This window comes from Leptotrichia sp. oral taxon 218 (assembly GCF_018128225.1).
Taxonomy (GTDB): domain Bacteria; phylum Fusobacteriota; class Fusobacteriia; order Fusobacteriales; family Leptotrichiaceae; genus Leptotrichia.
In genome coordinates, this window is sequence record NZ_CP072377.1 from 581,708 (window position 1) to 594,725 (window position 13,018).

A 13,018-nucleotide genomic window follows, 5' to 3' on the forward strand; every position below is an offset into this window, starting at 1 on the left:
TTTTGTCTGAATTGTCACTAATATTTTTTATTTTTTATTTTTTAAATTCGTATTAATTGCAATCAAATCTGGATTTGAAGCAAAGTTTTCATTCTTTTCATTTTCTCTATTTTCTTTATTTTCTCTGTTTTTATCGTTTTTTGCGTTTTCTTTATTTTTTTTATTTTTTTCTTTTGATAAAATTGCCACTTTTTTATCGACTTTTGCTCTTTTTTCAACTTTTTCGTTTTCTTCATTATTTTGGAAAAATTGTGTAACATCAATAAAATCAATGCCAGATAAAATTTCTTGTCGTGTTCTGTGCTTTTTCTTTTTTTTAAATCTCATTTTTTTCTTTTTATGAGAAATTTTTTCACTTGTGTTTTTTTTATTTTTAGTTTTTTTTGTATTTTGTGTATTTTTTACAGATTCATTTTCATTTTTTGATTTTGCAATAGAAGTTACTTCATCTTTTTTATCAAGCACTGGTTGAGTTTTTATCACTTCTTGACTTGTCGCATTTGCCGCAATCAGCGTTGCAATACCTAAAATATTTAACTTTTTCATCTTTATTTCCTAATGTTTAATATATTTTAAACATTATTTCCACCTTTCTTGCAAATGTTGTATCAAAGCATTTCACTAATATTTTAACACATTTTTTTTGAAAAAAGAAATAAATTTGAAAATTTTTTGTAAAATAAAATTTTTAAAAGATTTAAAATTAATTGACTTTTTTTCTTAAAATCTATATAATAAATGTATTATAAATAGACTAGTTAAGGAAAGGAGAAAGTTTCTTAAAATAAAGTGGAAACTTTGTGAAAATATGAAAGTAGGAATTATTGGACTTGGAACAGTTGGTGAAGGAGTACTTAAAGTGCTCGTAAACGAAAAAGAGAGCATTTTTGAAAAATCAAGAGCTAAAGTTGAAGTAAAGTATGCGTGTGATTTGAATATTGATCGTGAATTTTCTTTTGACTTTGATAAAAGTATTTTAGTAAATGACTACAAAAAAGTACTTGCAGATCCAGAAATTAAAATAGTTGTGGAACTAATAGGTGGAGAAACACTTGCTAAAACAATTATCACAGAAGCGTTTAAAGCAAAAAAAAGCGTAGTTACTGCAAATAAAGCGCTAATTGCAAAACACGGAGTTGAACTATTCCAAATCGCTAAAGAAAATGGAGTGTCATTTTTATTCGAAGCGGCAGTTGGTGGAGGAATACCAATTGTAACACCACTTATGGAAAGCCTTGTTGCAAATACAATTACAGAAATTCGTGGAATAATGAACGGAACTTCAAATTATATTTTGACAAAAATGAAAAATGACAATTTATCATTTGAAGAAGCACTAAGAATCGCATCTGAAAAAGGATATGCCGAAGCTGATCCAACTTACGATGTAGACGGAATTGACGCTGGACATAAAATAAATATTCTAGCTTCTCTTGCTTATGGTGGTTCAATCAAATTTAAAGATATGCAGCTTAAAGGAATAAGAGATATAAGCACAATTGATATTTTTGCTGCAAGTCAATTAGATTCAACAATTAAATTAATTGCTTCATCAAAATTATTGACAGAAACTTCTGCTCAAATTTCAGTGGAACCAACATTAGTTTCAAATACTAGAATTTTGGCAAAAGTTGACGATGTTTACAACGCTATTGAAACAATAGGTTCATATACTGACAAGACATTATTTTATGGAAAAGGTGCTGGAATGGATCCGACAGCTTCAGCAGTAGTTGCTGATATTGTAAAAATTGTGACAAGAAATCACATTGAATCAGACTATTTCTTTAATTCAACAAAAGTTTTTGAAATTGTTGATTCAAATACAGTAAAAAGTTCTTATTATATAAGAGTTTCTGATGATTTTGATATTGAAAAATCACCTTTTGAAGCGGAAAATAAAATAGAAAATTATTATATTATTTTGGCTGATAATATTTCAAAAAATGAAATAGATGAAATTATTAAAGATGCTAAAGAAAAATTAGTATTAAAAATATTAAAATAATAAATTAATAAATTAATAAAAGTTGAAGTAAAAAAAGCGTGCTAAATTGAAAAAAGTGCGTTTTTTTATTAAAAATATGTTATTTTTTGCAAAAAATATTGTTTACTTAAATTATTATTTGTGATAAAATAGACTAAGTAATATAACGGAATTTATGGAAGGAGAAGGGCTACTTTGTAAAATAGCTATTTTTAATATAAAACTAATTATATAAATAATTAAAAATATAAATTAATAGAAAGTTTTTTCAGTAGCTGAAGAAAAATGTTAGAGACTTTGATTTTTAGAGAAATAAGATATAATGATAATAACGAAGAATTGCTTAAAGAAAGTTTAGAAAAGTTAAAAAGTGATCCAAATGATGTTAAAACATTACAAACACTAGCTTCGACATATCACGCCTTAAAAGAAAATAACAAAGCTATCGAAATTTATGAAAAATTGATAAAATTACAGCCAAAAAATCATGAAATTTGGGCATTTTTAGGATATTTATACTACGAAAATGAAGATTTTGGCAAGGCTTGTAAAAATTTGGAAAAGGCACTGGATTTATGTCCAATAGAGCCGTTTGTTTTATTTTTACTAGGAAATATTTATTCGAGAAAAGGGGAAATAACAAAAGCTGTGGATTGCTATGAAATGGCAATTTTCTTTGATTTTGACATGTATATAGCACACATTGATTTTGCAAGAAAATATGAACATATGGGAAGACATAAGAAGGCACTTGACGAATATAAGGCAGCTTATGATATTGACTCGAGAGATGAAGGGTTAGCTGAGAAAATTGAATATTTAGAAAATAAATATAAAAAATATTTGAACGATGAAAAAATTAGTTAAAAAAAAAAAGGAAATTAAAAATGATAAATTTACATTGTGATGCAATTATTCCTGACGGACCTATGAAAGAAGTTGGTGAAATTGAAAAAAGCATAACTACAACATATAAAAAAACTATTTGGTCAAAATTTTTAAAAGCTGTGGATGATTTTGACTTAGTCAAAGATGGCGACAAAATTGCAATTGGAGTTTCGGGTGGAAAAGACAGTTTGCTTTTGGCAAAATTATTTCACGAATTGAAAAAAGATAAAAGAAGAAATTTTGAATTTAAAGCGGTTAGCTTAAATCCAGGATTTAGAGAAGAAGATTTAAATAATTTTAAAAGTAATTTAGAAAAATTAAATATTGACTGCGAAATTATAACGACAAACATTTGGGAAATAGCCAATGAAAAGGCAAAGGATTATCCGTGCTTTTTATGTGCAAAAATGCGGCGTGGAATACTTTACACAAAAGTCGAAGAAATGGGATTTAATAAACTTACATTGGGACATCATTTTGATGATGTCATCGAAACAACTCTAATAAATATGTTTTATGCGGGAACACTAAAGACGATGACTCCAAAAGTTTTATCGACTTCGGGGAAATTAGAACTTATAAGACCATTAATTTATGTCAAGGAAAGTGACATAATTGATTACACAAAAACAAATGGAATTAGAGCAATGAATTGCGGCTGCACGATTGAAGCTGGAAAAACTTCGAGCAAGAGAAAAGAAATAAAAAATATGTTGGCAGAACTTGAAGAAAAAAATCCAGGAATCAAACAAAGTGTTTTTAATTCAATGAAAAATATAAATTTAGATTATGTCTTCGGATATACTTCAAAAAATAAAAAATAGTTTGTTCAAAAAATTTTATATTTTTTTTGTTATTTGATTGAAAAATAAAACTAAATATGTTATACTATTTTAGTTATAAAAAATAAATATTCCGCTTTTATTGTTGCTACCAGTTTTGTTTTGAAATTTTTATGAAAAATTGGTATAGATAAAAAGAATATTTTAAAAAAGAAGGGAGTGAATTTCTTGAAAGAGAAATTAATCGAATTAGTAGAAAAATCTTATTTAAAATCAGATGTACCTCAATTTAAATCTGGGGATACAGTGGCAGTACACTACAAAGTAAAAGAAGGAAATAAAGAAAGAATACAGGTTTTTGAAGGTGTAGTAATCAGAGTAAGTGGAGGAAGCGTTGCTAAAAACTTCACAGTTAGAAAAATATCTTCTGGAATCGGTGTAGAAAGAATCATTCCTTTAAATTCACCATTAATTGAAAAAATCGAAGTTAAGAGAATTGGTAAAGTAAGAAGATCTAAATTGTACTATTTAAGAAACTTATCAGGAAAAGCTGCTAGAATTAAAGAAATTAGAAAATAGCAAGCGAGCTAGCATATTTTTGCTAGCTTTTTCTGTTTTTAGATATTAATAAAAAAATAAAAAAATTAAAAAGTTAAAAAGAAAGGGGAAAATTAGTGAATATAGTATTGTGGGTAGTATTTTATATTATTACTACATTGTGCTTGTTGTATTTCTTTTTTAGAGAAAAAAAAGTGATGAGCTTTTTGAGAAAAAAAGAAGACGATATACTTAAAAATATTGATTTGGAAGAAAATAACAACCTTTTTTTGGGGAATATTTTGACAGTTATAAGTTTAGTTGTGACCGCCGTGTTTTTTTCAATTATTGACAAAACTCCTGACAATGTCATTAAAATAAAAGTTTTTGGAATTTATGGAGTTTTTATCTTAAATTTAATTTTTTATGTTTTGAGAGAACAGCATGAATGGATTTTTTTAGGAAATTTAGTTATGTTGTTCTTGGGAAAAGCGATGTTTAATATTTTGGATGTGAAATATTATATTTATCTTGCGATAAATGTCGTGTTGTCGCTATTGCTTGTCTATTTTTTGAGAAAACCAGCGAAAGAGGAAATAACGGAGCAGTCAATTTTGAAAGAAATGACTCAAAATAACAAAGATTTGGAAAAAATATTTACTGAAGCGAAAATTAAAAATGAATCAACACAGGAAATTATAAAAAAAATATTTAAAGATGAAAATCTTACGGCAGAAGAAGTTGTATCAAGAGAAAAAAGAAAAAGAAGTTCACTTGGAAGAGCTTTTACAAGAATTACAAATTCAATTCTTGCAATTATTCTTGTACTTTTGATTCAGATGTTTTATCTTGGAAACTATGTTATTCCAACAGGTTCGATGGAGCCGACAATTGCTGTAAAAGACAGGGTTTTTGCAAATATGATAAAATATAGATTTGAAGCACCTAAAGTTGGACAGATTATTGCGTTTAAAGAGCCAGTGACTAACAAGATGATGTATACCAAAAGAATAGTTGGTGCATCTGGAAATACTCTTCAAATTTCAAAAGGAAAAGTTGATTTAAAGACATTTATGATGGCAAATGTTGACAATCAGCCGATTTATCCTGATGCTTCGCAATTTTCAGACAAAAAGGCATTTGAAGAAGCTGTAAAAAAATATTATGCGGATACAAAGGCGTTTAATAGCTTAAAAGTGGCTAATGTCGGAGGAGAAATGCTTATAAACGGGGAGAAATCACAAGTTTTGGCCAAAGTTAAACCTGAGAAAAATTATCTTCCTGAAGGACTTATGGGAAATAACAAAATTTATATCCCTAAAAAAGGTGACAAAGTTAAATTAGATAAAATTATAGCAATTTCAAAATCTGAATATATGACAATTTATAATGAGAGAAGTTTTGACATTGACTGGGAAAAATTCAGTTTTGGGGAAAATTATAAAACTATGAGCGGAAAAGAATTTTTGGAAAAAATAAAAATGGCTAAAAACTTTAAAGATATAATTGGAAATGATGATTCAAACAGCACTGAAAATTATTATACTTTCTTATTGAAAGTGGAAGGAAGACCAGAAATGGTTATGCCTATTATGGACTTTAAATATGATGATGCGCTGTTTACAAGACTGTTAAATGGTGAAACTATAACGCTTGATAAGGATTATTACATGGCTATGGGAGATAATACGGCAAACAGTTTGGATACAAGATATTTTGGGTTGGTTGCAAAAAATCGTATAAAAGGTGAGCTGCTTCTTAGATGGTGGCCATTAAACAGAATAGGACTTATGTAAAATGAAAATATTGAAAGATTTGGTAAAAATTCATAATGAAAATTTTGAAAAAAAAGTAAAGACCGAATATTTTTCTGAGATGATATTGAGTAAGCAGTATGCTATATACTGCTTATTTGATTTTATGGATGAAAAAGAAAATAAAATTTTTGAAATTTCTGAAATTAAAAATTTAGTCTTTGAAAAAAAAATAAAAAAAATTTTGGGTTACATCGCATTTTATGGTACAATAGAGAGCACGGATATATTTGAAATTGCCATTTTGAAAAGCTGCCAAAATAAAGGATTTGGGAAAATACTTTTGGAAAATTCAATAAAAAAGCTGTTTTTCTCAAAAATAAAAAATAATGTTTCTTGTGATATAAATTTTTTTGGAGAAGAAATTTTTCTGGAAGTTTGCGAAAAAAATCTTTTTGCAATAAAATTATATGAGAAAACGGGTTTTGAAAAAATATCTGTACGAAAAAATTATTATGGACAAAACAAAAATGCAATAATAATGATGTTAAAGATAAAATTGTAAAAAGTTAGAAAACGGCTATATATAATAACAAGATATAATAATAACAATAATATTTGACTCTTGTAAAAAATATCGTATTAATAGAATTTTTTAAATTTTTGAAAATTATAAATAATTAAATAATTAAATAATTAAAAGATTATAAAGACTAAAAGATAAAAAGATAAAGATAAAAGATTAAGAAAAAAAAGTAAGGGAGAAAAATGGGAAAAAATAATATTTTAATGAAGTTAAAAGAAAAATTTACACCGACAATTTATTCAATTGGGATGGAATATTACAAAAAGAGAATTGGAGGAATTACAGCACTTTATGCGGATGGAAATCTAGTTACATTGGATGGAGAATTTCAGGAAAATAAACTTTATCATACATCTCTTACGCTAAATCAGAAAACCGCTGCGCTAGAAGAGGCAAGTTGCGATTGCATGTTTTTTCAAAATAATAAGAAGCATGGAGCTTGTAAGCATATTGTGGCACTGAGTATCATTGCGGATAAATCTGAGAAAATTAATAATATTGTTGGAACGGACGATTTTGAGGTGCTTTTTGAAGATGACTTCGAAGAAGAAAATAAAAAAGAGGAAATTGTAAAAGTTAAAAAAGAAGAAACTAAAAATGAAAATTTGGAAAAAGATGGAGAAAAAAAAGATTTAAAAAGAAGTGAAAGAAAGTCTTTGGAGCAAAAAAAAGAAGTTAATGATTTTTCGGACAAAAAAAATAATAAAAAAGTGGGAATTTTATCAGAAATTGAAGAAAATAAAAAAGTTAAAAAAGAAGAAGATAAAGAAGATAAAAATGAAAATTTTGACACAAAAGTCGAAACTAAAAAAGAAAAAAGTTTTGATGATTTGGAAAATTTGGAAAATGTTGAAAGTATAAGTCAAAAAATAGATGAAATCTATAATTTTCATCTTCAAAAAGAAAAAATTTTAAATGAAAATAAAAAAGAGTTACGACTAGAAGTGGAAATTGATGAAGGAAGCTATAGTGACTATAAATACGGCTACGACTATAATGAAGAGAATAATATTCCAGATTATATTTTGAGAATAAAAACTGGTTTTCAAAAAACTTATTATGTCAAAGATATTATAAAATTTGTACAAGCAATTGTTTTAGAAGAAGAATTTGAGATAACTTCTAAAATTAAATATGAGCCTGAAAAATGTTATTTTAGCGAGATAAATAAAAATATTATTTTAGCGATTTATGAATACAGCAAACAGATTCAAACTGTTATTGAAAATGGAATAAAAGATAAAAAAGGATTAAAAGTTTATGATATGCTTTTAAATAAACTTCTTTTTGCGATGGAAAAAGGGAAAAACTTTTTGCTTTTGGGGGAAGACAAGCAAGTTATGTCTAGTTATGAGCCAATTTTTGTTTTTGAAAATGGAAAAATTGAAATGCGAGAGATTGAAAAAATTAATGAGACAAGTCCATTTTATCATTTTGAAAATGATTCTTCCAAAATATTTAAAATGGCGGAAAATGAAGCTAAGTTTTTAGAAAAATTTGATTTTATTGACGCTGAGCTAGTTAATCAACTACCAAAAAAAGAAAGTGAAAAATTAAAAAAAACATTGGAATTTGAAGACATAAATGTCGCCGAATATGTTGAAGAAGACGGAGAAATTGATATTTTTGTGCTGGAAACTGAAGAAGATGAAATTGTAAAAGTCAATATTTCAAACACGGTTTGTGCGACAAGAAAAGGTAATAAATATTATATTCCACGAAGAAATGTGGAACTTTTTGAAAAATTGGAAGAAATTGTTGGAAATTTTGCTATTTCAAATCCGACTTTGACAAAAAATACTTATATTTTAAATTATGAAGGATTGAGCAAACTTTCTGAAATAATTGATAAAAAATATTCTGACAAAGTGAAAATTCATTTGGAAAATAAAATAAAAAATGCAAGAAGCATTAATGTTGGAGTTGAAGTAAAAAAGGCTAGTAATAACTTTTTAGATGTAAATTTTGAGATTGAAGGGATTAAGCCGCAAGATGTTGAAATTGTGACAGAAGCAATAAAAAAAGAGAAAAAGTTCATAACGCTGTCAAGTGGAGAACTTGTCAAAATTGCCAATAAAAGTATGGAAGAACTGCTTGGAATCGTCGATTCAATCGGAAATATTAAAATTGGGAAAAATAGAATTTCAAAAGTAAAAGCGCTACAACTTGCACAAATTTCTAAAAATATTAAAAATGATTTGGAAAAATTGGATGAATTTAGAGAGCTTTTTCATAAAATAAAAAATCGGAAGGAAGTTGAGCCGAAAAATGTGAAGGTTAGTTTGTTTCCGTATCAGAAATTGGGATTTAACTGGCTAAAAAATATGTATGACATCGGATTTGGAGGGATTTTGGCGGATGATATGGGTCTTGGAAAGACACTTCAGACAATTTCTCTGTTAAATGAAGTTTATCAGGAAAATAAAGATTTTCTGGGACTCATAATTGTGCCAAGTTCGCTTCTTTATAACTGGAAGGAAGAAATTATCAAATTTACTGGAATTACTCCGACACTTGTGGAAGGTGTGGCAAGTAATAGAAAAAAAATTATTGCCAATGAGAAAAATGGATTTTTGATAACAACATATCAGGCGTTAAGAAACGATATTGAAGAGTATAAAAACAGAAATTTTGACATTGTTGTACTAGATGAAGCGCAAAATATTAAAACTACAACTTCGCAGATTAAAAAAGCGGTTATGAAAATTAACAGTAAAGTAAATTTTGCACTTACAGGAACTCCTGTGGAAAATAATATTTTAGAGCTGTGGTCAATCTTTGACTTTGTCATTCCTGGGTATTTGGATTCTTTGAGCAAATTTAAAAAAACTTATAAAGAAGCGATTGTAAATCCAAATTCTTCAAAAATAAATAATTTGCGTGAGATTATTGCGCCATTTTTGCTTAGAAGAACAAAAAAGGAAGTTTTGACTGAACTTCCAGAAAAAATGGAATCAAATGTATTTGTAACTTTGAGCAGTGAGCAAAAACAGCTTTATTTGTCGTATGTAAAACAGGCTAAAAAAGAAATGAAAAAATTTGATAAAAATGAAAATAACAGAATAAAAATTCTTGCGATTTTGACAAAACTTCGTCAAATTTGTAATTCTCCAGCTTTATTTAAAGAAGATTACAGCGGAGAAGTGGCTAAAATTGAAGTTTTAAAAGATTTGATGCCAGATATTACTGAAAATGGACATAGACTTTTGATTTTTTCTCAGTTTGTCGGAACGCTGAAAGAAATTGAAAAAGAACTTGCAAATATGGGAATTGAATATTTTTACATCGACGGGAATGTGAAATCTAAAGAGAGAGTGGAAATTTGTAATAGATTTAATGATGGAGAAAGACAAGTTGTGCTGATTTCGTTAAAAGCTGGAGGAACAGGGCTTAATCTTGTGGGAGCCGATGTTGTTATTCACTACGACCCTTGGTGGAATATTGCGGTGGAAAATCAGGCGAGTGACAGGGCCTATAGAATTGGGCAGAAAAAAAGTGTGCAAGTTATAAAACTTGTGACAGAAGGGACAATTGAAGAAAAAATTATAAAAATTCAGGAGAAAAAACGGCAGTTAAGTGAAAATCTTTTGGAAAGCAAAGATGGAGAAAAAGTGCTATTTGAAATGAGTGATAAAGAACTTATGGAATTATTGGGATAAATGTAGTATAATAAAAAGATGAAAAATAGAAAAAATAGGAGGAAAAGATGTCAGAAGAATTAAGCAAAGCATATTCACCAAATGAAATTGAAGATAAATGGTATAAAATATGGGAAGAAAATGGATATTTTACTGCTCAGCACAATGCTGAAAAACCAGGATATTCAATTGCGATTCCACCGCCAAATGTAACAGGAATTTTGCATATGGGACATATGTTAAACAATTCCATTCAAGATGCGATTATTAGATTTAAAAGAATGAGCGGATTTGATGCACTTTGGATTCCGGGGATGGATCATGCTGGGATTGCGACTCAAAATAAAGTTGAGAGAATGTTAAAAGAAGAAGGAACTTCTAAAGAAGAAATCGGATATGATGAGTTTTTAAGAAGAACTTGGGAATGGAAAGAAAAACATGGTGGCCTTATAACTAAGCAGCTTCGTAAATTGGGAGTTTCTTTGGATTGGTCAAGAGAGAGATTTACGATGGATGAAGGACTTTCAGATGCCGTAAAAGAAGTATTTATAAAACTTTACAACGACGGGCTTATTTATCGGGGAGAATATATTGTAAACTGGTGTCCATTTGATAAAACTGCACTTGCGGACGATGAAGTTGATCACACTGACGAAAAAGGAAAAATTTGGGAAATTAAGTATAAAATAAAAGATAGCGACGACTATGTGATTATTGCAACAACTAGACCTGAAACAATGCTTGGAGATACTGGGGTTGCTGTTAATCCAAATGATGAAAGATATAAAGATTTGGTTGGAAAAAAAGTTATCTTGCCGCTTATGAATAGAGAGATCCCTGTAGTTGCCGATGAATATGTCGATATGGAATTTGGAACAGGAGTTGTAAAAATGACACCTTCTCACGATCCTAACGACTTTGAAGTGGCAAAAAGAACAGGACTTGAATTTATAAATATCTTTACCGAAGATGCGCATGTCAATTCAAACGGAGGAAAATATAAAGGTCTTGACAGATATGAGGCAAGAGATGCTATTTTAGCTGATTTGGAAAAAGAAGGTCTTTTGGTTGGAGTAAAAGAGCATAATCACGCAGTTGGGCATTGCTATAGATGTAATTCAGTAATTGAGCCGAGAGTGTCGACACAGTGGTTTGTAAAAATGAAGCCACTTGCTAAAAGAGCTTTGGAAGTAGTAAAAAATGGACAGATTAAAATAACTCCGCAAAGATGGGAAAAAGTTTACTATAACTGGCTTGAAAATATCAGAGACTGGACAATTTCTCGTCAAATTTGGTGGGGACATAGAATTCCTGCTTATTATGCTCAAGATGGAACGGTTTTCGTGGCAAAGAGCTTGGAAGACGCTAAAAAACAAGCAAAAGAAAAATTTGGAGTTGAAACTGAATTGACAGAAGAAAAAGATGTGCTTGACACTTGGTTTTCATCGGCATTGTGGCCATTTTCAACACTTGGATGGCCAAAGGAAACTGAAGATTTGAAAAAATTCTTTCCGACAAATGCACTTGTGACAGGAGCAGATATTTTATTTTTCTGGGTTGCAAGAATGGTTATGATGAGTCTTTACATAAAAGATGAAATTCCATTTAGCTATGTATATTTGCACGGAATTATAAGAGATGAGCTTGGCAGAAAAATGTCAAAATCTCTTGGAAATTCGCCAGATCCACTAGATTTGATTGCAAAATATGGAGCAGATGCGATAAGATTTAGCTTTTTATACAATACTTCACAAGGTCAAGACATTCACTTTTCAGAAAAATTGATTGAAATGGGATCGACTTTTGCTAATAAAGTTTGGAATGCGTCAAGATTTGTGTTGTCAAATTTGGAAGATTTTGATTCAAGCGTAAAAATTGATAGTTCAGAATTTAAGTTAGAAGATAAATGGATTTTATCAAAATTGCAAAATACGGCTAGACAAGTTAATGAAAGTTTTGAAAAATATGAGCTTGACACGGCAGCAAAACTTGCTTATGAATTCTTTAGAGGAAATTTCTGCGATTGGTATGTTGAAATTGCGAAAACTCGTGTTTATGGACAAGAAGGAAGAGATAAGACAGTAGCGCAATATGTTCTAAAAACTGTTCTTGACAAAGGTTTAAAAATGCTTCATCCATTTATGCCGTTTATCACGGAAGAAATTTGGCAAAAACTGGATTTAGGAGAAGAAACAATAATGTTATCGGACTTTCCTAAAGAAGAAAAAGAATTTGTTAATTTGGAAGCTGAAAAAGAATTTGACTTCTTAAAAGAAATTGTCAATGCGATTAGAAATATTAGGGGAGAAGCTAATGTAAGTCCAGCTAAGAAAATCGAAGTGATTTTCAAAACTGTAAATGATGCAGAAAAAAATATTTTGCAGCATAATGCTAAAATATTGGATAAATTGGCAAATGTTGAAAAATATGAATTTAACGCAGAAATTCCTGAGCTAGTTGGCTTTAAATTGGTTGAAACTACTGAAATTTATGTACCGCTTAACGATTTGATTGACAAGGAAAAAGAAATTGCTAAACTTATAAAAAATATTGAAAAAACTGAAAAAGAATTAAATAAAGTTTTAGGAAAATTATCAAATGAAAAATTCTTGTCTAAAGCGCCAAAAGAAGTTATTGACAAAGAAAAAGGGATTAAAGAAGAACTGGAAAACAAAATTGCTAAATTTAGAGAATCGATTAATTTGTATAAAAACTAATAGATATGTTTGATAACCTAAGTTTTTTTATCTATACAAGGGGTCAAGACCCCTTGCTTCAAGATGTTTATTTTATTAAATTCTAAGTTTGTATAGTTATCGAACAGGTCTAATAAAAAAATTTAAAAA

Annotated in this window: 9 protein-coding genes; 8 read left to right on the forward strand and 1 reads right to left on the reverse strand. The window is 28.8% G+C overall.

What is annotated here, in order from left to right; genetic code table 11:
- Positions 1–27: 27 nt before the first annotated feature.
- Positions 28–546 (reverse strand): hypothetical protein, encoded by a 519-nt coding sequence (locus J5A73_RS02770; RefSeq protein WP_211616419.1) that lies wholly within the window; start codon positions 544–546, stop codon positions 28–30.
- Between the two features lie 262 nt (positions 547–808).
- Between J5A73_RS02770 and J5A73_RS02775 the strand changes: the two genes are divergently transcribed.
- From J5A73_RS02775 to J5A73_RS02810, 8 genes are all read left to right on the forward strand, one after another.
- On the forward strand, positions 809–2,008 hold the full coding sequence (locus J5A73_RS02775; RefSeq protein WP_211616421.1) for a homoserine dehydrogenase: 1,200 nt from the start codon (positions 809–811) through the stop codon (positions 2,006–2,008).
- A 264-nt stretch (positions 2,009–2,272) separates the two neighbouring features.
- Positions 2,273–2,854: a tetratricopeptide repeat protein gene (locus J5A73_RS02780; protein WP_211616423.1), complete on the forward strand. Its 582-nt coding sequence runs from the start codon at positions 2,273–2,275 to the stop codon at positions 2,852–2,854.
- Between the two features lie 20 nt (positions 2,855–2,874).
- Positions 2,875–3,699, forward strand: a complete 825-nt coding sequence (locus tag J5A73_RS02785) for an ATP-binding protein (RefSeq protein ID WP_211616425.1) — start codon at positions 2,875–2,877, stop codon at positions 3,697–3,699.
- 186 nt (positions 3,700–3,885) lie between these two features.
- Complete coding sequence (gene rplS / locus J5A73_RS02790; RefSeq protein WP_211616427.1) at positions 3,886–4,236, forward strand: 50S ribosomal protein L19; 351 nt, start codon at positions 3,886–3,888, stop codon at positions 4,234–4,236.
- A 176-nt stretch (positions 4,237–4,412) separates the two neighbouring features.
- Positions 4,413–5,990 carry a signal peptidase I gene (gene lepB / locus J5A73_RS02795; RefSeq protein ID WP_249069462.1) on the forward strand — a complete coding sequence of 526 codons (1,578 nt, stop codon included), beginning with the start codon at positions 4,413–4,415 and terminating at the stop codon, positions 5,988–5,990.
- Between the two features lies 1 nt (position 5,991).
- On the forward strand, positions 5,992–6,513 hold the full coding sequence (locus J5A73_RS02800; protein WP_211616431.1) for a GNAT family N-acetyltransferase: 522 nt from the start codon (positions 5,992–5,994) through the stop codon (positions 6,511–6,513).
- 203 nt (positions 6,514–6,716) lie between these two features.
- Positions 6,717–10,193: a DEAD/DEAH box helicase gene (locus tag J5A73_RS02805; protein WP_211616433.1), complete on the forward strand. Its 3,477-nt coding sequence runs from the start codon at positions 6,717–6,719 to the stop codon at positions 10,191–10,193.
- A gap of 47 nt (positions 10,194–10,240) precedes the next feature.
- Complete coding sequence (locus J5A73_RS02810) at positions 10,241–12,889, forward strand: valine--tRNA ligase (protein ID WP_211616435.1); 2,649 nt, start codon at positions 10,241–10,243, stop codon at positions 12,887–12,889.
- The last annotated feature ends 129 nt before the right edge of the window (positions 12,890–13,018 follow it).